Here is a 20,995-nt window from a genome sequence, read left to right on the forward strand (position 1 = left end):
ACTCTCACTGGAAGATTCACATGCACTTCGACGCCGCCAACCTCTTGCCGATCCTGCCCGAGATCGCGGTGCTGCTCACCGCCGCCATCGTGCTCGTGGTCGATCTCTACATCGCTGAACGTCATCGCGAGGTGATCCACGGACTGACCCTGATCGGTCTGGTGGCCGCCGTTGCCCTGACCGGCGCGGTCGGTGGTGGCGCCACCGAGCTGGTGTTCGACGGCAACGTCGTGCGCGACTCGCTGGCCGATCTGCTCAAGGGGGCGATCCTGGTGGTCAGCCTCTTGGTGTTCATCTATGCCCGTCCCTGGCTGCGCGATCGCGACATGCTGGTCGGCGAGTTCTACATGCTCGGGCTGTTCGCGGTGCTCGGCATGTTGGTGATGGTCGCGGCCAACAGCTTCATCACCGTCTATCTCGGTCTCGAGCTGCTGGCGCTGAGTCTCTATGCGCTGGTCGCCTTCGATCGCGACTCCTCGCGCGGGGCCGAGGCGGCGATGAAGTACTTCGTGCTCGGCGCCCTGGGCTCGGGCATGCTGCTCTACGGCATCTCGATGGTCTACGGCGCCACCGGCTCGGTCGAGTTCGGTGCGGTGGCCGAGGCGCTCGCCAGCCAGGGCATGGAGAACAAGGTCCTGGTCTTCGGTCTGGTGTTCATGGTCATCGGCATCGGCTTCAAGTTCGGCGCCGTGCCCTTCCACATGTGGGTGCCCGACGTCTACGAGGGCGCCCCGACCCCGGTGGTGCTGCTGCTCGGCAGTGCGCCGAAGATCGCCGCCTTCGGGCTTGCCATCCGTCTGCTGGTCGATGGCCTGGGCAGCCTCCATGCCGACTGGCAGGGCATGCTGCTGATCCTCGCGGTGCTGTCGATGGGGATCGGCAACCTGGTGGCGATCGCCCAGCGCAACATCAAGCGGATGCTCGCCTACTCGACCATCTCGCACGTCGGCTTCATCTTCCTCGGTCTGCTCGCCGGCACCGAGCAGGGCTATGCCGCGGCGATGTTCTACACCATCACCTATGCGGTGATGGCCACCGGCGCCTTCGGCATCCTCATCATCCTCAGCCGCAAGGGCTTCGACGCCGAGCGCATCGAGGACCTCAAGGGCCTCAACGAGCGCGACTCCTGGTACGCGGCGATGATGGCCCTGGTGATGTTCTCGATGGCCGGGGTGCCGCCGCTGGTCGGCTTCATGGCCAAGCTGCTGGTGCTCGAGGCGGTGGTGCGCATCGGCTTCGTGTGGCTGGCGGTGGTGGCGGTGATCTTCTCGATCATCGGCGCCTTCTATTACCTGCGGGTGGTGCGCTACATCTATTTCGACAAGCCCGAGGAGGATGCGCCGGCGCTGGTCAGCAGCGGCGGGGTGCGGGTGGCGATGTCGCTCAACGGGCTGGCGCTGCTCGCGCTCGGGATCTTCCCGGCGAGCCTGCTGGCCGTCTGTCAGGCGGTCTTCGGCGCCTGATGTGGTGCGCGTGCCGGTGAGCACCGGCGCGCGGACTCGACATTCCCCGTCTCGTGGCGAGGTGGCATGGCGCGCTGGTTGTCTCGACGCGTTCGCGCAAGCTACCATGGCCGCTTTGCTCTAATGGAGTCCACGCATGTTACGCGGCAGCATCGTTGCGTTAGTCACGCCCATGCACGCCGATGGCACGGTCGATGAGGAGAGCCTGGGCGCGCTCATCGACTGGCATGTCGAGTCCGGGACCACGGCGATCGTCGCCGTCGGCACCACCGGCGAGTCGGCCACCCTCGACGAGGATGAGCACTGTGCGGTCATCCGCCGTTGTGTCGAGTTCGCCGCCGGGCGCATCCCCGTCATCGCCGGTACCGGTGCGAACTCGACGCGCGAGGCCATCGCGCTGACCCGTTGCGCCCAGTCGGCCGGGGCCGACGCCGCGCTGCTGGTCACCCCTTACTACAACAAGCCGACGCAGGAAGGGCTCTATCTGCACTTCAAGGCGATCGCCGAGGCGGTCGACCTGCCGCAGATCCTCTACAACGTCCCCGGTCGCACCGCCTGTGACATGCACAGCGATACGGTGGCGCGCCTGGCCACGATCGACAACATCGTCGGCATCAAGGATGCCACCGGAGAGCTCGAGCGGGTGACGGCGTTGCGCGAGGGCTGCGGGCCGGACTTCGCCCTCTACAGCGGCGATGACGCCACCGGTTGCGAGTTCATGCTGCGCGGCGGTGACGGGGTGATCTCGGTGACGACCAACGTCGCCCCGCGCGAGATGCAGGCGATGTGCGCCGCGGCGCTCGCCGGCGAGCGCGAGCAGGCCGTCGCCCTCGATCAGCCCCTCGCCGGTCTGCATGCCGAGTTGTTCGTGCAGTCCAACCCGATCCCGGTAAAATGGGCCGTCTCCGAACTGGGGCGCAGCCCGCGCGGGATCCGGTTGCCGTTGACCTGGCTCTCCGATGAATATCACGGACGTGTCAGGGCCGCCATGGAGCGGGCCGGCATCCTCTGATCGTCACGCCTGGGCCGGGGGAGGGCGCCGCAGCGCTACCCCCGGCCGGCGCCCACACGTCCCCCAACTCCACTGAGAGGTTGCTGACGTTGAGAGCAAGTTTCTGGCTGCCCGGTGTCTGTGCCGTGGCGATCCTGGTCCCCCTGATGGCCGGCTGCAGCATGTCCGCCGTCAACGACGCGCTGCCCGACCAGCGTCTCGCCTACAAAAAGCAGCGCGAGGCCGGCGAGAACCTCGAGGTTCCGCCGGATCTGGTCGGCAGCAGCTTCGACGATGCGCTCGATGTGCCCGGGGTCGTGGCCGGTACCACCACCTATTCCGAATACTCCGGCTCGCGCGCGGCGCGGGCGCGGATCGCCGCCTCGGGGTCCACCGAGGTGCTGCCCGAGGTCGCCGACGTCGAGCTCAAGCGTCGCGGTGACGAGCGCTGGCTCGAGGTCGAGGGTTCGCCGCAGCAGGTGTGGTCGCGGGTCGTCGCCTTCTGGCGCGAGCAGGGGATCCTGCTGCTCGACCAGAACCCCGCCATCGGGGTGATGCGCACCGACTGGCTCGACAACCGCGCCGAGATCCGCAAGGACTTCGTCACCCGCATGCTGAGCAAGGTGGTCGAGGGGGTCTATGCCACCTCGACGCGCGATCAGTACCGGGTGCGCATCGAACGTGGCACCGGCGCCGGCACCACCGATGTCCATCTCAGCCATCGCGGCATGGAGGAGAAGCTGGTCACCAACGCCCTCGGCGACAGTGCCGGGACGGTGTGGGAGCCCAGCGGTCGTGATGCCGGCAAGGAGGCCGAGATGTTGCGCCGGCTGATGATCTATCTCGGTGCCTCGACACAGCGTGCCGCCACGGCGGTCGCCACACGTGGCGATACGGTTGCGCCGCAGCGGGCGCGACTGACCGAGGACGGCGGTGTCCAGGTGCTGGCGATCGACGAGGAGTTCCGTCGCGCCTGGCGCCTGACCGGCTCGGCGCTCGATCGCGCCGGCTTCGCGGTCGAGGATCGCGACCAGAGTCGTGGGCTCTATTACGTTCGCTACGGCGGCGAGGGCGGGCGTGCGGTCGAGGAGGAGAAGCGCGGCATGTTCTCGCGTCTGGCCTTCTGGCGTGGCAAGGGCGACTCGGAGGAGGGGGTGCGTCAGTACCTGATCCAGGTCGAGGGCGATACCCAGAGATCCCGCGTCCGGGTGCTCGACGACAAGGGGCGGATCGACGACTCGGCCAGCGCCGAGCGCATCCTCGGTCTGCTGCAGGCCGAGATCCGCTGACAGCCCTGGCCTTGCCAGTGGCCCGTAGGTTGGGTTGCCGCTTCTTGGCAACCCAACGTCTGCTGCGATGTCCGATCATCGACCTTGACCGCCTGTGCTGAACCGAGGTGGCTCTTGGTGTCAGTTGCCGATGTCGATGTCGGGCTGTCCGTCGATGCGCCCTGGCGAGTTGTCGATGGGGTGATGTCTGGGCAAGCCATGCCCGACCTGGAAGCCGATGCATCTGCCCCGCCCGTGTCTCCTCGGCGCCCTGGCGATTGGCATCAGCCTTGAGCGATCCGAGGCGGGGCGCAGCTGCTCATGACCAGCGGTTTCAGGTCGGGCGAGGTCCTGGCGGTCCAGCCTCTCTCAGTCCTCGGCCTCGCTCAGCCAGCCTTGCAGCGCGTCGACCAGTGACTGCGCCTGGGCGCGGCTGGAGATGTTGAACTTCGACTGCTGTCGATACTCGCCGCTGCGTTTTTGATAGCGGCGGATGGTGAACTTGTCCGGGCCGTAGCAGTTCTTGGCGCGGTCCCAGTCGCGATAGCGGAAGACGATGGTCGTCCAGCTCCCCTTGGAGAGGATCACCTTGTCGAGTTGCTGCGTGGTTTCGATCCCGTCCTCGACATAGCTGACGGACAGGTCTTCGACCGTTTCGGTCATTGATTGAATCTCCTTGCTGATGATGGACCGCGTTCAGCGGTTTGCGCGCGCACCATTGCGCAGCAGCAATCGCTCGATGGTCCCGGCGTCCGGGCCGATTCCGGGTTGGCGCGCCAGTTCCAGTGGCAGATGGCCCTTGCCGTCGACGCGGTTGACGTCAGCGCCATTGTCGATGAGTCGGGAGACGGCGTCGAGATGGCCGCCGGCGATGGCCAGGTGCAGCGCGGTCCGTCCCTGCGCGTCGGGTTGGTCGATGACCGCGCCCTGTTCGAGCAGGAAGGTATGGACGTCGCGGTCGGCGTTGCCGGTGGCGGCCTGCTCGAGCAACAGCCGTTGGGGATCGAAGGCGGCGCCGGCCTCGATCAGCATCTGTGCGAAGAGGATCTTGCCGTTGGCCAGGGCGACCTCGAGCGGGGTCTGGTCAGCGCCGTTGCGACGTTCGGGGTCGGCGCCGTGTTCGAGCAGAGCGCGACCGATGCTGACCCGATTGGTACGGGCGACGATGTGCAGCGGGTAATCACCGGCGCTGTCGGGGCGGTCGGTCCCGTCCTCCCAGTAAAGGTGGCGCTTGACCTGGTCGAGGTCGCCGATCTCGAGCGCGCGGAACAGGTTGAGCGTCGGCGGTGGCGGTTCGCTACAGGCGCCGAGTACGGCAACGAACAGGATGGGCAGTAAACGATGCATCGGATGATGGGCGAGATCGCCGGCGACAAGGCTCGGTTGATGGTAAGGCCTGCCCTCGGGAAGGCGCAAGCCGTGTGTCAGGACATGGGGGCAGGACGATGATCGGCAAGCTGGTGCTGACCCTGGCGGTGATCGCCGGGGCCTATCTGGTGGTGCGCGCGCGCTGGCGGGGCGACACCGCTCCGGGGATGCGTCCAGGGCTGCCCTCGCGCGCACTGCGCTGGACGGCTGCGGGGCTGGTGGTGGTGATGCTCGGGGCGAGCGGCTTCTATCTGCTGCATGACTGGCAGCGGGGGCGCGAGGTGGTCGAGGTGCGGGTGCTCAATGTCGCCAGCGGCGCCGAGACCCGCTATCTGGCGCGCCGAGGCTCGGTCGAGGGGCGGCGCTTCCGCACCCTCGACGGGATCGAGGTGCGCCTGGCCGACGTCGAGCGGATGCTGCTCGCGCCCGCTCAGGCCGATGTCGCGGCGGGTCCATAACGCACGCCGCCGCTGGCGACATAGGCCTCGAGGACGGCAATCGCGCGTGGGCGCAGCAGGTCGCGGGTGACCGCGATCCCGCGGTGCGCATAGTGCGCCACCCAGTCGGCGGGCTTGTCCCCCTCGTCGAAGCCGATCGCGCGCACGTCGCTGTCGCGAGCCCCGCAGTACAGGGCATCGACCCCGCTCCAGGGGATCGCGCCCATGCACATGGCGCAGGGCTCGGCGCTGCTCACCAGCACGCAGCCGCCGGGACAGGCACGCCCCAGATCATCGTCGCCGAGCCGCTGCTGGGCGCTCGCCAGCGCCAGCATCTCGGCATGGGCGAGCGAACAATGACTGGCACTGACCCGGTTGACCCCGGCGCCGAGCAGCCGCCCGTCGGCGCGTGCGAACACCGCCGCGCCGAAGGGGCCGCCACTGCGCTGGCGTACATTGGTCTCGGCCAGGGTGAGTACCAGCGCCATCTGCGCCTCGGGGTCGGGCAGGGGCGTGGCGTGGGACGCGAGCAGTCCGTCCAGCCAGTCGGGATGGGGGATGTGGATCGCTTGCATGCTCGATGTCTGTGGTGGTGGTCGGTGCCGGGAGGGTGACATGGCGCGTGGCATCGGGACAGCCCGGGGCTTGAATTTTGCCAGCCGCCCATAACCTCTCTCCCTGATCGCGCCGCGCCCTGCGGTGCCTGGACCCATGATCCTCTGCATAGGGAGCGTACGAATGCGTCATTCGATCCTTGCCCTGGGCTGTAGTGCCCTGCTTGCCGCGACTCCGGTGCTCGCCGACTGGACCCTTGATCCTGAGCGCTCGCACTTGGCCTTCGTCTCGATCAAGTCGGGCGATGTCGCCGAGATCAACACCTTCGAGGAGGTGCATGGCGTGGTCGGTGAGCAGGGCGATGTCACCGTGACGCTGATGCTCGACAGTGTCGAGACGCTGATCCCGATCCGCAACGAGCGCATGCGCGAGATGCTGTTCGAGACTGCCGATTATCGCGAGGCGCTGCTCGAGGCCAAGGTCGATCCCGAGCAGCTCGCTGCGCTCGAGGTCGGGTCGATGATGCCGCTGATCGCCGAGGGGCGGCTGTCGCTGCACGGTGAGACCCAGCCGATGACCATCAGCATGCAGGTGGCGCGGCTCGACGAGACCACGCTGATGGTGGCGAGCACGAAGCCGTTGATCGTCGATGCGGAGAAGTTCGGGTTGAGTGACGGTGTGGAGCAACTGCGCGAGATCGCCGGGCTCGAGCGCATCGCCCGGGCGGTGCCGGTGACCTTTGTCGTGACCTTCGTCGCCCAGCCGGAGTGAGTCGGTCCGGCGGGTGCGTGGCTTGACTTGTCCGTGGTGAGTTCGGACACTCGGGGGAACGCGGCCGAGCCGCGCGTCGACAGCGTGTCGGTGCGTGGGGTCAGACCCCGGGGCATGGTGCCCTGGGGCGCGGTCGCGAGCGTGACGAGGTTCGTTCAACCATGAAGTGGTATGCCATCCTGCTGGGTGCTGCGATCGGTGCGATCAGCGGTGTCGCGGTGGGTTATTTCCTGATCCCGCACCTGTTTTCCGGCAACTCCGGCGCCCAGTCGCTCGAGGGTGCGGTGCAGAGTCCTCTGCCCGCAGTCGCCGTGGTCGCGACGGTGCCCGTGCAGCCCGCCTGATTTCATCCTCTCGCCGCCGGACGACGACCGTCGATCCGGCGGCGTGTCAGCCGCTCAGAATCCCTCGGTCGAGGTGAAGAGCCCCACGCGCAGATCCTTGGCGGTGTAGATGGTGCGACCGTCGACCTGGACGATGCCGTCACCGATGCCGAGCACCAGCTTGCGCGAGATCACCCGCTTCATGTCGATATGATAGGTGACCTTGCTCGCCTCGGGCAGCACCTGTCCGGTGAACTTGACCTCGCCGACGCCGAGTGCGCGACCGTGGCCGGGGTTGCCGATCCAGGCCAGATAGAAACCGACCAGCTGCCACAGTGCGTCGAGACCGAGACAGCCGGGCATCACCGGGTCGCCGGGGAAGTGGCACTGGAAGAACCACAGGTCGGGGTTGACGTCGAGTTCGGCGAGGATCTCGCCCTTGCCGTTGGCGCCGCCGAAGTCGGCGATGCGCAGGATGCGATCCATCATCAGCATGTTGGGGACCGGCAGCTGGGCGTTGCCCGGGCCGAACATCTCCCCGCGGCCGCAGGCGAGGAGTTCTTCCCTGTCGAAGGAGGCTTCTTTGGTCATGATCGTGATTCTGCTGTCAGGAATGGGCGGGAGCGACGCCTGTCGTCGGCGTCGCCGCTCGGGGACGGCGCCGGGACGGGCCGTCGGGGACGACGGGGCGCGTTCGCCCCGCCGCCGGATCAGGCGCTCGGCTGCAGCCGCTCGCGGATGAAGTCGACGATGGCATCGACTGCGACGAGCTGCATCTCGGCGTCGCATCGGCCCTTGTACTCGACCATGCCCTGATCGAGGCCCTTGTCGCCGACGACGATACGGTGCGGGACACCGATCAGCTCCATGTCGGCGAACATGAATCCGGGGCGGGCGTCGCGGTCGTCGAGCAGGACGTCGACCCCGGCCTCGCGCAGCGCGTCGTAGAGCTGCTCGACGGTCTCGCGCACCCGGTAGGACTTGCCCATGCGCATCGGCACCAGGGCGACCTCGAAGGGGGCGATGGGCGCCGGCCAGCAGATGCCCTTGTTGTCGTGGTGCTGCTCGATGGCGGCGGCGACCACGCGCGAGACGCCGATGCCGTAGCAGCCCATGGTCATGGCCGTGGCGCGACCGTCCTCGCCGAGCACGGTGGCCTTCATCGTTTCGCTGTACTTGCGTCCGAGCTGGAAGATATGACCGACCTCGATGCCGCGGGCGATGGTGAGGGTGCCCTGGCCATCGGGGCTGGGGTCGCCCTCGACCACGTTGCGCAGGTCGGCGACCTCGGGCAACGCCAGATCACGCTCCCAGTTGAGCCCGAACCAGTGCTTGCCGTCGCTGTTGGCGCCGGCGGCGAAGTCGGCGGCGACCGCCACCGCGCGGTCGACGACGCAGGGGATCGGCAGCTCGCGCGGGCCGAGCGAGCCGGGGCCGGCGCCGATCGCGGCGCGGATCTCGGCCTCGCTGGCCATGCGCAGCGGGCTGGCGACCTGGGGCAGTTTTTCGGCCTTGATGGCGTTGAGTTCGTGATCGCCACGCACCACCAGCGCGACCAGCTCGGCCTCGCTGTCCTCGGCCGCGGCGACCACCAGGGTCTTGACGGTGCGCTCGATCGGCAGCCCGAAGCCCTCGACCAGATCGGCGATGGTGCGGGTGTCGGGGGTGTCGACCAGGCGCGCCTCCTCGCCCGGCGCGGGGCGCGCGGCGCGCGGCGCCACGGCCTCGGCCAGCTCGACGTTGGCGGCATAGTCGCTGGCATCGGAGAAGGCGATGGCGTCCTCGCCGGAGCTGGCGAGGACGTGGAACTCGTGCGAGGCGCTGCCGCCGATGCTGCCGTTGTCGGCCTGCACCGGGCGGAAGTCGAGCCCGCAGCGGGTGAAGATGCGGCTGTAGGTGGCGTGCATCTCGCGATAGGTCTGCTCGAGCGAGTCGTCGTCGAGATGGAAGGAGTAGGCGTCCTTCATCAGGAACTCGCGCGCACGCATCACCCCGAAGCGGGGACGGATCTCGTCGCGGAACTTGGTCTGGATCTGGTAGAAGTTGACCGGCAGCTGCTTGTAGCTCTTGATCTCGCTACGTGCCAGATCGGTGATGATCTCCTCGTGGGTGGGGCCGAAGCAGAACTCGCGCTGGTGACGGTCGCGTAGCCGCAGCAGCTCCGGGCCGTACTGCTCCCAGCGCCCCGACTCCTGCCACAGCTCGGCCGGCTGCACCGCCGGCATCGAGACCTCGAGCGCGCCGCTGCGGTCCATCTCCTCGCGCACGATGCGCTCGACCTTGCGCAGCACCCGTAGCCCCAGCGGCAGCCAGGTGTAGAGGCCGGCGGCGAGCTTGCGGATCATGCCTGCGCGCAGCATCAGCTGGTGGCTGGCGATCTCGGCGTCGGCGGGGGTTTCTTTGACGGTGTGCAGAGGGAATTGGGATGTGCGCATTGGGCAAGGGGCCAGGACGTAAAATACGCGAGTTTAGGGTGCAACGGTGACGAGCACAACGGGGCGCTGGGTTGCCGGGCGATTGTCTGCGATTGCTTGCCTCCGGCTGGCACCTTGGTCATTGTGTCGAGCCGAACGCGTTCCGCACAGGACGTGCAATCTATAATTGAACGGATAATCATGATGCGCGGTCCTTGTCGAAGGTCGTGCACCGACGCAGCCAGATCCCCCCGATGAGCAAACACGCAGAGTCCAGTTTCCACGAGCGCCGCACCCAGGCACGCATCAGTGCCGAGATCCCCATCAAGGTCAGGCTGCCGGGGCGTGACCAGCCCGTCTCGGCACTGAATCAGGATCTCTCCTGGGGCGGTGCGCGATTCATCGTCAGCGGCAAGTCGCTCGGTGGCCAGCTGCCGACCCGCGAGGCCGGGCCGCTGACGCTGCTGCTGCCCTGGACCGGTGGCGGCCAGATCACCGCCGAGGCCGAACTCGCCCGCGCTCAGCGTCTCGCCGACGGACGCTACCAGGTCGCCGTCCGCTTCCAGAGTCTGTCGCCGCGCAGCCAGGCCCGGCTCGAGAAGCTGCTCAACATGCTCTGTCCCCGCGATGGCGTCGACGGGCCGGCGCTGGTGCGCGAGCTCAACATCACCATGGCCGATGCCAGCGACATGCGCCACACCCTCAAGCAGGTCGTCAGCGGCGAGGTGACGCTGAGCGCCTTCGAGGCCTATGCGGTGGATCAGAGCATCCGCCTGGTGATTCGTGGCGATGGCGATCTGCCCTCGTTGCGGCTGCGCGCGCGGGTGCGCGAGGTGACGGCGGCCCGCGCGGCCGATGGCAACTGGCCGGCGCTCTATTCGCTGCGGTTCGCGATCGAGCATCCGCGTCCGATGCTCAAGAAACTCGTCGAGCTGCTCCTCGAGCAGCTGCCGAGCGACTGGAAGGCCGCGACGTCGAGCTATGCCGAGGCGCCGGACTGGCTGCGTGGCGCGCATCTGGCAAGCCCCAGCGAGGTCCTGCCGCCCTCGAGCGATGGCGGCTCGACGCTCGAGATGCGCTACCCCGATGCGCTCAACTATCTGGCGCTGGTCTGGGGCGACCCCGAGGCCTTCGATCTGCGTTTCCAGGATCTGATCATCGGGGAGCATGCCGAGCCCGGTGGCTGGCCCGAGGACGCCTGGGAGGAGCTGGGACTGCTCCAGGATGTCCACGATCAGGCCTATGGGGTGCCGAGCGTGCGCGACAACCCGCTGCGCGGCGGGCGGGTGACCTGAATCCCGGCCTGGCTTGACCCCCGTTCGGTATGCCTGTAATTTCGATCCCTTTTCAACCAATTTCACCTGTTCCCTGGTATCGGCCCCGGATCCGTGCCGCCCGGCCGCTTCCGGTCGCGGGGCGCGTACGCGCTCCGTCGAGTGTCGCAGTATCAAGGTGGGTGATCGGAGGTCGTAGAGGTGACACTGTCAGTGGAGCCGGATGAGATGGGCGCGGACGCGGCCGAGGGGCCGTCTGGACCGCTGTTGAGTGGCGGCGAGATCGTCGTCCAGGCGCTGGCCGACGAGGGCGTCGAGTGCGTATTCGGCTATCCCGGCGGTGCCGTCCTGCACATCTACGATGCACTCTTCCGTCACGGCGCGCTGCGTCACATCCTGGTGCGTCATGAACAGGCCGCGGCCCATGCCGCCGATGGCTATTCCCGCGCCACCGGCAAGTGCGGCGTCTGTCTCGTCACCTCGGGGCCGGGCGCGACCAATGTGGTCACCGGTATCGCCACCGCCTATATGGACTCGATCCCGATGGTGGTGCTCACCGGCCAGGTGCCGACCCCGGTGATCGGCAGCGATGCCTTCCAGGAAGTCGACACCGTCGGCATCACCCGGCCCTGCGTCAAGCACAACTTCCTCGTCAAGGATGTCAACGAGCTGGCGCTGACCATCCGCAAGGCCTTCTATATCGCGACCTCGGGGCGGCCCGGGCCGGTGGTGGTCGATATCCCCAAGGATGTCACCGACCCCGGCATCAAGGTGCCCTATGCGTATCCGCGCGAGGTGCGGATGCGCTCCTACAGCCCGATCGAGAAGGGCCATTCGGGGCAGATCCGCCGCGCCGTGGAGCTGATGCGCGCGGCCAAGCGACCGGTGTTCTACACCGGCGGCGGGGTGGTGCTCGGCGAGGCCTCGGGGCAACTCACCGAGCTGGTGCGCGAGTCGGGCTTCCCGATCACCAGCACGCTGATGGGGCTGGGTGCCTATCCGACGAGCGATCGTCAGTTCCTCGGCATGCTCGGCATGCACGGGACCTACGAGGCGAACATGGCGATGCACGAGACCGATGTGCTGATCGCCATCGGTGCGCGCTTCGACGATCGCGTCACCGGCAAGATCGAGCACTTCTGCCCGAACGCCAAGATCATCCATGTCGACGTCGACCCCTCCTCGATCTCCAAGAACGTCAAGGTCGACGTGCCCATCGTCGGTCAGGTCGGCAAGGTGCTCGAGGAGATGCTGCGGCTCTATCGCGAGCAGCCGGCGGTCTCGGGCACCGATACGGCGCTCGCCGCCTGGTGGGAGCAGATCGCACAGTGGCGTGCGCTCGACTGCCTCCAGTACGATCGCACCAGCAGCACGATCAAGCCGCAGTTCGCCATCGAGACCCTGCACAAGGTCACCAAGGGTGATCTCTATCTGACCTCCGATGTCGGTCAGCATCAGATGTTCGCGGCTCAGTTCTACGGTTTCGACAAGCCGCGGCGCTGGATCAACTCCGGCGGGCTCGGCACCATGGGCTTCGGCCTGCCGGCGGCCATCGGCGTCCAGCTCGGTCATCCCGATGCCCAGGTCGCCTGCGTCTCGGGTGAGGCGAGCATCCTGATGTGCATCCAGGAGCTGGCCACCTGCATGCAGTACGGGCTGCCGATCAAGGTGATCCTGCTCAACAACGGCTACATGGGCATGGTGCGCCAGTGGCAGGAGTTCTTCTACGACGGCCGTTACGCGCACTCCTATGTCGACGCGGTGCCCGACTTCGTCAAGCTCGCCGAGAGCTTCGGCCATGTCGGCATGCGCGTGGAGCGCCCGGAGGAGTTGGAGTCGGCGATGCAGGAGGCGTTCGCGATGACCGACAGGTTCGTGTTCCTCGACGTGGTGGTCGATCCCACGGAGAACGTCTATCCGATGATCGCCGCCGGCAAGGGCCAGCACGAGATGCAGCTCTCGCCGAGTCTGTCCGATCGAGAACTGGCCTGAGCGCCGCGCCGACACAAGACGAGAAGATCACATGAGACACATCATCGCCGTGTTGCTGGAGAACGAGGCGGGCGCGCTGTCGCGTGTCGCCGGACTGTTCTCGGCCCGTGGCTACAACATCGAATCCCTGACCGTCGCCCCGACCGACGACCCCACGCTCTCGCGCATGACGCTGGTGACCACCGGCAACGACGACATCGTCGAGCAGATCAAGAAGCAGCTCAACAAGCTCGTCGACACCGTCAAGCTGCTCGATCTCTGCGAAGGCCCGCACATCGAGCGTGAGATGATGTTGGTCAAGGTGCGCGCCGAGCGGCGCGACCGCGAGGAGCTCAAGCGTCTGGTCGACATCTTCCGCGCCAAGATCATTGATGTCACCGACACCAGCTATGTCATCGAACTGACCGGGGCGACCCACAAGCTCGACGCCTTCATCGATACCGTCGCCGAGGAGCTGATCATCGAGGTCGTGCGCTCCGGGCCGACCGGGATCTCCCGTGGCGAGAAGGGTCTGACCATCTAGCCTTCGGTATCCATGTGGCGTCCGGGCGGTATCGCCCGGACGCCTTCCGCTTCCATATCCGTCGCCGCGCGGATATCACCATCCGATAGGATCCACACCCATGAGCATCAACGTTTACTACGACAAAGACGCCGATCTGTCCCTCATCCAGGGCAAGCAGGTCGCCATCATCGGCTATGGCTCGCAGGGCCATGCCCATGCCAACAACCTCAAGGACTCCGGCGTCTCGGTCACCGTCGGTCTGCGCGAGGGTTCGGCCTCGGCGGTCAAGGCGGCCAACGCCGGTCTGGCGGTGAAGTCGATCGAGGAAGCCGTTGCCGGCGCCGACGTGGTGATGGTGCTCGCCCCCGATGAACACCAGGGCGCGCTCTACCGCGACCAGATCGCCCCCAACATCAAGCAGGGTGCGGCGCTCGCCTTCGCCCACGGCTTCAACGTCCACTTCGGCCAGATCGAGCCGCGCGAGGACCTCGACGTCATCATGATCGCGCCCAAGGGCCCCGGTCACCTGGTGCGCTCGACCTACACCCAGGGCGGCGGCGTGCCGAGCCTGATCGCCGTCTACCAGGACGCCACCGGTCAGGCCCGCGACATCGCCATGGCCTATGCCTCGGCCAACGGCGGTGGCCGTGCCGGCATCATCGAGACCAGCTTCCGCGAGGAGTGCGAGACCGACCTCTTCGGTGAGCAGGCGGTGCTCTGCGGCGGTCTGGTGTCGCTGATCCAGAACGGTTTCGAGACCCTGGTCGAGGCCGGCTACGCCCCCGAGATGGCCTACTTCGAGTGCCTCCACGAGGTCAAGCTGATCGTCGACCTGATCTACGAGGGCGGCATCGCCAACATGCGCTACTCGATCTCCAACACCGCCGAGTACGGTGACCTCACCCGTGGTCCGCGCGTCGTCAACGCCGAGTCCAAGGCCGAGATGAAGCGTGTGCTCGAGGAGATCCAGTCGGGTCAGTTCGCCAAGGAGTTCATCCTCGAGAACCAGGCCGGTGCCTCCTCGCTCAAGGCCCTGCGTCGCATCGGCGCCGAGCACCAGATCGAGGAAGTGGGCGAGCGTCTGCGCGAGATGATGCCCTGGATCCGCGAGCAGAAGCTGGTCGACAAGACCCGCAACTGATCGCCCCCCGTCGGGGCCGGCCATCCTGGTCGGTCCCGCTCGCGTCCGTGCCCGTCAGGGCGCGGGCGGCCCCTCATCCCGGACGTTCGTCCAGCGCATCCGCGAGCAAGGCTCGTGGTGGCACCTCCATCCTGATCTTCATGCCATCCGCTGCCAGCCGCAGCTCTCCGCCGAGTGCCTGCAACCGCAGCTCGAGCATCTGGCCGAGCGTGGTGCGCGGCAGGTCGGCTGCGCTGCCGGGGGCGGCGATGTCGAGGATGATCGACAACCCCTCGTCCGCCCTCGTGGTGAAGCGGATCCGTGCCAGCGGATAGTGCTCGAGCAGCGCCTGCAGGCTGTCGAAGAGCAGGATGCGGGTTGCCCCAGCGACCACCGGTGGTCCGGCATCGAGTTCGAGCAGTGGCGGTTCGCCGCCGCTGGCGCTGGACCGTACCTCGCGGGTCAAGGCCTCGGCGAGACCGAACTCGTGCAGCAGTGGGGGGCTGAGTCGGGCGCAGACGCCGCGCATCGAGTCGATCGCGTGATCGATCAGCTGGTGGACACGCCGCAGTGTCTCGCGTGAGGCATCGTCGCTGTCGCGCGCGAGACGTTGGGTGGTGAGTGCGGCCGCGGTGAGCAGCTGCATCGGGTCGTCGTGCAGGGTGCGGGCGAGTCGGTGGGCGGTGCGCCCGTACGCCACCCGCTCCTCGTCGAAGTGCCGAGCCAGGCCGATCCTCGCCGTGGTCGTCTCGACCTGCAACCGCAGCTGGTTGATCGCCAGCGGCAACGCGCCGCCGATCAGTACCAGCACTGCCTGATAGAGCGGGGTCAGCGTCGGTGAGCCGAGCGCGCCGGCCAGCACCAGCGCGAGCAGCTCGAGTCCGCACAGCATCGCCAGCGCCGCTCGTGGGCCCAGTGCGAGGCCGAAGGCGGCCGCCAGCGGCAGTGCGAGCAGGACGAGGAGTGGCAGCAGCGCGGCGATGCCGTGATCGCTCAACGGCGCGCTCAACAACGCCAGCAGCAGCGCCAGCCCGAGGGTGGTGCGGGCCGTATCCTGTGCCGGCGGTGGTGGCGTGGGATGGTGTTCAGGGTGTTGACGCAACGAGAGCAGGGCGGCGGTGACCAGCAGGGAGACGAAGATGGCCCCGCCCTGGCCGGGTTCGGCGGTCAGGGTGTCGGGCTGGATCAGGCTCTGTGCGGCGATGGCGGCCAGCGCCGTGGCGGCAATCGCCAGCAAGGCATTGAGCGAGGGTTCGAGCATCAACCGCCGGCGCGCCAGATAGTGCCCGAGCAGGCCATAGAGGGGCAGGGGCAGCAGTGCCGTAGCCAGCTGGCGGGTGGCGGCCTCTTCTGGCCAGGCGGTCAGGGCGTAGATCAGAGTGGCGGTGATGGGGAGCAGGAGGGCCTGCAGGCCGCCGAGCATCACCGCAGCCAGGGTCAGGGCGGCCTCCGGTGCGCAGAGCGATGCAACGGGCCAGCCCGGTACCTGCTGCAGCAGGATCCAAAGCGGGATGTAACTCAGCGCCAGGAACAACAGCGCGCGCACGATCGTTCTCCTGGAAACGGCAGACGCCCCGGGGCGCGTCGTTGCCCCGTCATCGCATCTTGGATGAACGCGCGATGACAGGACGCGTGGAGCGGTTAGGATAGAAGAAGCGCGGTCAAAAGGCGATCGCCGACGGGAGGGCGTCGGCTCAGCTGACCAGGATGGTCGGTGGGCGATGTCGCTCGGTACAGCTACGCTCGCCGTGGTCGAGCAGTGTCGCCGGACAGATTGCGTCCTCGGGATAGCAGGCGAAGCCGATGCGCGGGCTGGGTCGGTGCTGGCCGCCGGCGGACTCGACGGGTTGGGACAGGGTGGTGCGCAGGCGCTCGACCACGCGCTCGACCTTGTCCACACCGGTGATCTCGCTCAGCAGCAGTGCCAGCCGGCTGGCGCCGAACCGGGCCAGGCGGTCCTGACGGCGACGCCCGTGCTGCAGCCGCTGGATGCAGGCCTGCATCATCGTCTCGGTGTGCGCCGGGTTGGCGTGGTGTCTGCCCAGGGCGATGTCGATCACCAACAGCGCGCAGGAGCGGTTGAGTCGGCGGTGCTGTTGCAGCGCGCGATCGAGCTGGTCGATGAGGTGTGGGCGCTCGACCTCGGGGCAGTGGTCGCGGCCATCGTCACGACGCGGCGCCGGACGCAGGACCAGGGTATAGCCGCCGCTGGCACCACTGCGCGCCGGCAGGATGCGACCGTCGAGAGGGAAGAGCGCGCCGTCCTGATGCTGGCCGAGCAGCCCGGCCTGGCCCAGGTCGATGCCGTCGGGGTGCGGGCTGGTGTCGACCTGCTGCAGCAGGTCGCTGAGACGCTGCTGACTCTGGTGCGCGACCAGGTGCTTCCAGGAGTTGCCGCGCAGCGCCTCGGGCGAGTGGCCGAACAGGGGCTCGACGCCATGATCGCAGATCACGATCTGCTCCTGCGCGTCGATGCAGACGAGCACCTCGGGCGTGGTGTTCGGGATCCTGGGCGCATGATGGGGCGTGGGACCGGAGGCATGCAGCACGGTGGTGTAGGGCGGCGTGCCGACTTGCCCTGGATGCTGATCGAAATGGAAGTCGGGCGAGTTCATCTTCGAATGGTGTTTTGCTGCACGTGTGGACGTTGATCTCCGCCTGGCGCGGGTTGGCGCCAGACTGCGGTCGTCCGCCGTGCCAGGCCGTGTGCCGGGGCTGGACGGACCGATGAAGTCGAGCTTCATTGTCCCAGTGCAACGATGGCGCTAAGATCAGGGATCCCCTGATGCCGGCATCAGGGGATCATCTCGATCGAGTTCCCCCTGTCAGGGGCGATCCTCACGCAACGTGTCTTGATCGGTGGCGTATCTCCAAGTGAACGAGCCTGTAAAACGCATTCTGATCGTGGATGACCATCCGCTGGTTCGGGCCGGTCTGGCGAGTCTGATCGCCGCCGAACCGGATCTGGAGGTCTGTGGCGAGGCCGAGACGCTACGCGAGGGGTTGCAGTTGGTGCGCGACCTCACCCCGAACCTGACCGTCGTCGATCTTTCGCTCGAGGACGGCAACGGTCTGGAGCTGATCAAGCGGCTCAGAACCCATGATGCGGAGATCCGCATCCTGGTCTGCTCGGTGCACGAGGAGGCGTTGTTCGCCGAGCGTGCCATCGGTGCCGGGGCGCTTGGCTACATCAACAAGCACAAGGGCATCGACGAGGTGATCGCCGCGGTCCGCCAGACCCTGGCCGGGCGCATCTATCTCAGCGCCGACATGCAGCAGCGCTTCGTCGAGGGATTCGCGCAGAAGCGTGTGCCGGCACAGTCCCCGGTCGAACTGCTCACCGACCGCGAGCTGCAGGTGTTCATCCTCATCGGCGAGGGGGTGTCGAATGGCCGTATGGCCGAGCGGCTGCACCTCAGCGTCAAGACCATCGAAACCCATCGCGAGAAGATCAAGCGCAAGCTGCAGCTGTCCTCGGCTGCCGAACTGATGCGTTACGCGGTGCAGTGGCAGCTCGAGCAGGGTTGATCGAAAGGGGCTGAATCAGCCGCGCACGAAGGACATGAACTCGGCGCGGGTGCGCGGGTCGCTCTCGAAGGCGCCGCGCATTGCGCTCGACACCGTGGTGCTGCGCTGCTTCTGGACCCCGCGCATCATCATGCAGGTGTGACTGGCCTCCATCACCACCGCCACGCCATGGGCGCCGAGATGCTCCATCAAGGCATCCGCCACCTGGTTGGTCAGACGCTCCTGCACCTGCAACCGGCGCGCGAAGACATCGACGACGCGGGCGATCTTGCTCAGTCCCACCACCTTGCCGTTGGGCAGGTAGCCGACGTGGGCATGGCCGAAGAAGGGCAGCATGTGATGTTCGCACATCGAATAGAACTCGATGTCGCGCACGATCACCATCTCCTTGGCGTCCTCCTCGAACAGCGCCTTCTTGATGATCTCCTCGGCCGACATCTGGTAGCCGCTGGTGAGGAAGTCGAGCGCCTTGGCCACGCGCAGCGGGGTACGCTTGAGGCCTTCGCGCTCGGCGTCCTCGCCGAGCGCGTCGAGCATCTCGCGCACCAGCCCCTCCTTGCGCGGGTCATAGACCTCCGCCTCCGACTCGGCCTCGAAGCTGGTGGCGTAGTGACTGTGGGTGACGATCTTCGGGGCTCTCGCTTGTTCTGCCATCTGGATGCCTGGTCCATTGCTGATATAGAAGATATGGGCGGACGGAGGCCTGAGGCGCGCCCGCTTCAGATCGGACAATGGGGGTCGAGGGGGGAGAACGGAATAGTCTGGCGGTGCGCGTAAGGGTCATACACGGGGCGTTTGTGGAAACACGATCCGGTGTCGGTTAACATAACGGTCCGTTTCTTCTCAAAATCCAAAGATCTGCGGACGAAAGGCCATGAGTGCTCAGCCGATCGGTCCAGCCAGTCTCCTCGCCTCCTGCGCCTGTTGCGGTGCGGTCCGTTCCGGGGTCACGAGCCGTTGACAGTCAGCGGTCATGTGTCTACTTCCCCCCTGGTCGTTGCGAGCCACCCCTCGTGGATTGGCCGTCCTCTCGTTTCGAGTCCGACCCCGGTCGGCTGCCGTGGATGTCTTCGCCCAATCCCTAGGAGAACCTGACTATGTGTGGTTTCTGCGGTGAGATCCGCTTCGACGACCTCCCGGCGAACCTCGACGCCCTGAGTGCCATGAATGCGGCCATGACCCCGCGGGGCCCCGACGGTCATGGGGTCTGGCAACAGGGTCGGGTGGCGCTCGCCCATCGCCGGTTGTCGATCATCGATCTGAGCAATCATGCCGCGCAGCCGATGGTCGACAGCGAGCTGGGGCTGTCGATCGCCTTCAACGGATGCATCTACAACTATCGCGAGCTGCGCGGTGCGCTCGAGTCCAAGGGCTATCGCTTCTTCTCCGAGGGCGATACCGAGGTGGTGCTCAAGGCCTTTCATGCCTGGGGCGATGCCTGTGTCGAGCGCTTCCACGGCATGTTCGCCTTCGCCATCGCCGAGCGCGACAGCGGGCGGTTGACCCTGGCGCGCGATCGTCTCGGCATCAAACCGCTCTATCTCGCCGAGGTCGCCGGCGGGCTACGCTTTGCCTCGACCCTGCCGGCGCTGCTCGCCGGCGGCGGCGTCGACACCGAGATCGATCCGGTGGCGCTGCACCACTACATGCACTTCCACTCGGTGGTGCCGGCGCCGCACACCATGCTCGCCGGGGTGCGCAAGCTCGCGCCGGCGACCATCCGCGTCGTCGAGCCCGATGGCCGTCAGCGCGATCGCTGCTACTGGTCGCCGAGCTTCGAGCCGTTGGCCGAGGAGCGCGGACTCGGTTACGAGGACTGGCAGGAGCGCGTCCTCGCGGCGCTGCGCACCGCCGTCGAGCGCCGCCTGGTGGCCGACGTCGACGTCGGTGTGCTGCTCTCCGGCGGACTCGACTCGAGCCTGATCGTCGGTCTGCTCGCCGAGCACGGCCAGCGCGGACTCAACACCTTCTCGGTTGGCTTCGAGTCGGTCGGCGGCGAGGCCGGCGATGAGTTCCAGTACTCCGACATCATCGCCCGTCACTACGGCACCACCCATCACAAGATCCGTGTCGATTCGGCCGCGCGGCTGCTCCCGGAGCTGCCCAACTGCGTGCGGGCGATGTCCGAGCCGATGGTCAGCCATGATGTCATCGGCTTCTACCTGCTCTCGCAGGAGGTGGCCAAGCACGTCAAGGTGGTGCAGAGCGGGCAGGGGGCCGATGAGGTCTTCGCCGGTTATCACTGGTACCCGCCGATGGTCGGCAGCAGCGACCCGGTCGGTGACTATGCCCGCGCCTTCTGCGATCGTAGCCATGCCGAGTTCTGCGAGGCGGTCGATCCGCGCTTCCACGGCGCCGACCACAGCCGCGCCTTCATCGCCGCGCACTTCGCCGGCGCCGGCGCCAGCGACGCGCTCGACAAGGCGTTGCGACTCGATCAGCAGATCATGCTGGTCGACGACCCGGTCAAGCGGGTCGACAACATGACCATGGCCTGGGGGCTGGAGGCGCGCGTGCCCTTCCTCGATCACGAACTGGTCGAGCTGGCGGCGCGGATGCCCGGCGAGCACAAGCTCACCGATGACGGCAAGGGTGTGCTCAAGGCGATCGGACGCAAGATCATCCCCAGCGAGGTGATCGATCGTCCCAAGGGTTATTTCCCGGTGCCCGCGCTGAAGTATCTGCGCGGGGAGGTGCTGGAGACGGTGACCGACCTGGTGCGCTCGCAGCGTGCCCGCGAGCGCGGGCTGTTCCGCGCGGACTATGTCGAGCACCTGCTGGCCGCGCCCGACGAGCACATCACCCCGCTGCGCGGCTCGAAGCTGTGGCAGGTGGCGCTGCTCGAGCTGTGGTTGCAGGAACACGGGATCTGAGCGCGGGCGGCGTCAGGGAACGACCTGCCGGGCCGCCCGGCATGCGTTGAATCATGCGCTCGCACCCGCCTCGCGGCGGCTGCGAGCGCTTGGCCTGGGGTTCGGTCGGATGC

Annotated in this window: 20 protein-coding genes; 12 read left to right on the forward strand and 8 right to left on the reverse strand. The window is 67.2% G+C overall.

Annotated features, from left to right (window positions below; translation table 11 throughout):
* The first annotated feature begins 20 nt into the window (after window positions 1–20).
* From nuoN to bamC, 3 genes are all read left to right on the forward strand, one after another.
* Window positions 21–1,463, forward strand: coding sequence for an NADH-quinone oxidoreductase subunit NuoN (gene nuoN / locus EDC29_RS14170; protein WP_123139822.1), 1,443 nt, complete (start codon window positions 21–23; stop codon window positions 1,461–1,463).
* Between the two features lie 136 nt (window positions 1,464–1,599).
* The gene (gene dapA, locus EDC29_RS14175; RefSeq protein WP_123139821.1) at window positions 1,600–2,475 is read left to right on the forward strand and encodes a 4-hydroxy-tetrahydrodipicolinate synthase; all 876 of its coding nucleotides are present in this window, start codon (window positions 1,600–1,602) and stop codon (window positions 2,473–2,475) included.
* Window positions 2,476–2,564: 89 nt separating this feature from the next.
* Window positions 2,565–3,743, forward strand: coding sequence for an outer membrane protein assembly factor BamC (bamC, locus tag EDC29_RS14180; protein ID WP_132230417.1), 1,179 nt, complete (start codon window positions 2,565–2,567; stop codon window positions 3,741–3,743).
* Window positions 3,744–4,091: 348 nt separating this feature from the next.
* Here the strand turns inward: bamC and EDC29_RS14185 are convergent, their stop codons facing one another.
* Together EDC29_RS14185 and EDC29_RS14190 are read right to left on the reverse strand one after the other, a co-directional pair.
* Window positions 4,092–4,385, reverse strand: coding sequence for a hypothetical protein (locus EDC29_RS14185; protein ID WP_123139819.1), 294 nt, complete (start codon window positions 4,383–4,385; stop codon window positions 4,092–4,094).
* A 33-nt stretch (window positions 4,386–4,418) separates the two neighbouring features.
* Entirely contained in the window at window positions 4,419–5,069 is a 651-nt protein-coding gene (locus tag EDC29_RS14190; protein WP_123139818.1) for an ankyrin repeat domain-containing protein, read from the reverse strand.
* A gap of 98 nt (window positions 5,070–5,167) precedes the next feature.
* Between EDC29_RS14190 and EDC29_RS14195 the strand changes: the two genes are divergently transcribed.
* Window positions 5,168–5,548 (forward strand): hypothetical protein, encoded by a 381-nt coding sequence (locus tag EDC29_RS14195; protein WP_123139817.1) that lies wholly within the window; start codon window positions 5,168–5,170, stop codon window positions 5,546–5,548.
* On the opposite strand, the gene EDC29_RS14200 is transcribed toward EDC29_RS14195, so the two are convergent.
* Window positions 5,521–6,102, reverse strand: coding sequence for a nucleoside deaminase (locus EDC29_RS14200; RefSeq protein WP_132230419.1), 582 nt, complete (start codon window positions 6,100–6,102; stop codon window positions 5,521–5,523). The genes EDC29_RS14195 and EDC29_RS14200 overlap by 28 nt on opposite strands.
* 163 nt (window positions 6,103–6,265) lie before the next feature.
* Between EDC29_RS14200 and EDC29_RS14205 the strand changes: the two genes are divergently transcribed.
* Both EDC29_RS14205 and EDC29_RS14210 read left to right on the forward strand, forming a co-directional pair.
* On the forward strand, window positions 6,266–6,853 hold the full coding sequence (locus EDC29_RS14205) for a YceI family protein (protein ID WP_123142330.1): 588 nt from the start codon (window positions 6,266–6,268) through the stop codon (window positions 6,851–6,853).
* A gap of 161 nt (window positions 6,854–7,014) precedes the next feature.
* Window positions 7,015–7,197, forward strand: coding sequence for a hypothetical protein (locus tag EDC29_RS14210; protein WP_123139814.1), 183 nt, complete (start codon window positions 7,015–7,017; stop codon window positions 7,195–7,197).
* Window positions 7,198–7,251: 54 nt separating this feature from the next.
* Here EDC29_RS14210 and fabA read toward each other — a convergent pair whose 3' ends face one another.
* Together fabA and EDC29_RS14220 are read right to left on the reverse strand one after the other, a co-directional pair.
* Complete coding sequence (fabA, locus tag EDC29_RS14215; protein ID WP_062276685.1) at window positions 7,252–7,767, reverse strand: 3-hydroxyacyl-[acyl-carrier-protein] dehydratase FabA; 516 nt, start codon at window positions 7,765–7,767, stop codon at window positions 7,252–7,254.
* A gap of 119 nt (window positions 7,768–7,886) precedes the next feature.
* Window positions 7,887–9,611 carry a proline--tRNA ligase gene (locus tag EDC29_RS14220; RefSeq protein ID WP_132230421.1) on the reverse strand — a complete coding sequence of 575 codons (1,725 nt, stop codon included), beginning with the start codon at window positions 9,609–9,611 and terminating at the stop codon, window positions 7,887–7,889.
* Between the two features lie 233 nt (window positions 9,612–9,844).
* On the opposite strand from EDC29_RS14220, the gene EDC29_RS14225 reads away from it, so the two are divergent.
* The 4 genes from EDC29_RS14225 to ilvC all read left to right on the forward strand — a co-directional run bounded on the left by EDC29_RS14225 (window position 9,845) and on the right by ilvC (window position 14,502).
* Window positions 9,845–10,885 carry a PilZ domain-containing protein gene (locus tag EDC29_RS14225; RefSeq protein ID WP_123139812.1) on the forward strand — a complete coding sequence of 347 codons (1,041 nt, stop codon included), beginning with the start codon at window positions 9,845–9,847 and terminating at the stop codon, window positions 10,883–10,885.
* A gap of 207 nt (window positions 10,886–11,092) precedes the next feature.
* The gene (locus EDC29_RS14230) at window positions 11,093–12,856 is read left to right on the forward strand and encodes an acetolactate synthase 3 large subunit (protein ID WP_123139811.1); all 1,764 of its coding nucleotides are present in this window, start codon (window positions 11,093–11,095) and stop codon (window positions 12,854–12,856) included.
* Window positions 12,857–12,887: 31 nt separating this feature from the next.
* Window positions 12,888–13,379 carry an acetolactate synthase small subunit gene (gene ilvN / locus EDC29_RS14235; RefSeq protein WP_005220234.1) on the forward strand — a complete coding sequence of 164 codons (492 nt, stop codon included), beginning with the start codon at window positions 12,888–12,890 and terminating at the stop codon, window positions 13,377–13,379.
* Between the two features lie 106 nt (window positions 13,380–13,485).
* Window positions 13,486–14,502, forward strand: coding sequence for a ketol-acid reductoisomerase (ilvC, locus tag EDC29_RS14240; protein WP_025275104.1), 1,017 nt, complete (start codon window positions 13,486–13,488; stop codon window positions 14,500–14,502).
* 73 nt (window positions 14,503–14,575) lie between these two features.
* Here the strand turns inward: ilvC and EDC29_RS14245 are convergent, their stop codons facing one another.
* Together EDC29_RS14245 and EDC29_RS14250 are read right to left on the reverse strand one after the other, a co-directional pair.
* Window positions 14,576–16,027, reverse strand: a complete 1,452-nt coding sequence (locus tag EDC29_RS14245; RefSeq protein ID WP_132230423.1) for a sensor histidine kinase — start codon at window positions 16,025–16,027, stop codon at window positions 14,576–14,578.
* Window positions 16,028–16,175: 148 nt separating this feature from the next.
* A complete protein-coding gene (locus tag EDC29_RS14250) occupies window positions 16,176–17,096 on the reverse strand; it encodes a PAS domain-containing protein (protein ID WP_165913538.1) in 921 nt (306 codons plus the stop codon).
* Between the two features lie 289 nt (window positions 17,097–17,385).
* Here EDC29_RS14250 and EDC29_RS14255 point away from each other — a divergent pair, with 289 nt between their 5' ends.
* Complete coding sequence (locus tag EDC29_RS14255; RefSeq protein ID WP_243695653.1) at window positions 17,386–18,009, forward strand: response regulator; 624 nt, start codon at window positions 17,386–17,388, stop codon at window positions 18,007–18,009.
* A gap of 15 nt (window positions 18,010–18,024) precedes the next feature.
* On the opposite strand, the gene folE is transcribed toward EDC29_RS14255, so the two are convergent.
* The gene (gene folE / locus EDC29_RS14260; RefSeq protein WP_123139807.1) at window positions 18,025–18,663 is read right to left on the reverse strand and encodes a GTP cyclohydrolase I FolE; all 639 of its coding nucleotides are present in this window, start codon (window positions 18,661–18,663) and stop codon (window positions 18,025–18,027) included.
* A 443-nt stretch (window positions 18,664–19,106) separates the two neighbouring features.
* Here folE and EDC29_RS14265 point away from each other — a divergent pair, with 443 nt between their 5' ends.
* Window positions 19,107–20,882, forward strand: coding sequence for an N-acetylglutaminylglutamine amidotransferase (locus EDC29_RS14265; protein WP_123139806.1), 1,776 nt, complete (start codon window positions 19,107–19,109; stop codon window positions 20,880–20,882).
* Window positions 20,883–20,995 lie beyond the last annotated feature (113 nt).

The sequence above is a fragment of the Marichromatium gracile genome (assembly GCF_004343155.1).
GTDB lineage: Bacteria > Pseudomonadota > Gammaproteobacteria > Chromatiales > Chromatiaceae > Marichromatium > Marichromatium gracile.

Bases quoted from the DNA above. Each gene is read 5' to 3' on its own strand.
- nuoN (WP_123139822.1), top strand. From the start codon at position 21: ATGCACTTCGACGCCGCCAACCTCTTGCCGATCCTGCCCGAGATCGCG.
- dapA (WP_123139821.1), top strand. From the start codon at position 1,600: ATGTTACGCGGCAGCATCGTTGCGTTAGTCACGCCCATGCACGCCGAT.
- EDC29_RS14185 (WP_123139819.1), bottom strand. From the start codon at position 4,385: ATGACCGAAACGGTCGAAGACCTGTCCGTCAGCTATGTCGAGGACGGG.
- EDC29_RS14190 (WP_123139818.1), bottom strand. From the start codon at position 5,069: ATGCATCGTTTACTGCCCATCCTGTTCGTTGCCGTACTCGGCGCCTGT.
- EDC29_RS14195 (WP_123139817.1), top strand. From the start codon at position 5,168: ATGATCGGCAAGCTGGTGCTGACCCTGGCGGTGATCGCCGGGGCCTAT.
- EDC29_RS14200 (WP_132230419.1), bottom strand. From the start codon at position 6,102: ATGCAAGCGATCCACATCCCCCATCCCGACTGGCTGGACGGACTGCTC.
- EDC29_RS14205 (WP_123142330.1), top strand. From the start codon at position 6,266: ATGCGTCATTCGATCCTTGCCCTGGGCTGTAGTGCCCTGCTTGCCGCG.
- EDC29_RS14210 (WP_123139814.1), top strand. From the start codon at position 7,015: ATGAAGTGGTATGCCATCCTGCTGGGTGCTGCGATCGGTGCGATCAGC.
- fabA (WP_062276685.1), bottom strand. From the start codon at position 7,767: ATGACCAAAGAAGCCTCCTTCGACAGGGAAGAACTCCTCGCCTGCGGC.
- EDC29_RS14220 (WP_132230421.1), bottom strand. From the start codon at position 9,611: ATGCGCACATCCCAATTCCCTCTGCACACCGTCAAAGAAACCCCCGCC.
- EDC29_RS14225 (WP_123139812.1), top strand. From the start codon at position 9,845: ATGAGCAAACACGCAGAGTCCAGTTTCCACGAGCGCCGCACCCAGGCA.
- EDC29_RS14230 (WP_123139811.1), top strand. From the start codon at position 11,093: ATGGGCGCGGACGCGGCCGAGGGGCCGTCTGGACCGCTGTTGAGTGGC.
- ilvN (WP_005220234.1), top strand. From the start codon at position 12,888: ATGAGACACATCATCGCCGTGTTGCTGGAGAACGAGGCGGGCGCGCTG.
- EDC29_RS14250 (WP_165913538.1), bottom strand. From the start codon at position 17,096: ATGAACTCGCCCGACTTCCATTTCGATCAGCATCCAGGGCAAGTCGGC.
- folE (WP_123139807.1), bottom strand. From the start codon at position 18,663: ATGGCAGAACAAGCGAGAGCCCCGAAGATCGTCACCCACAGTCACTAC.
- EDC29_RS14265 (WP_123139806.1), top strand. From the start codon at position 19,107: ATGTGTGGTTTCTGCGGTGAGATCCGCTTCGACGACCTCCCGGCGAAC.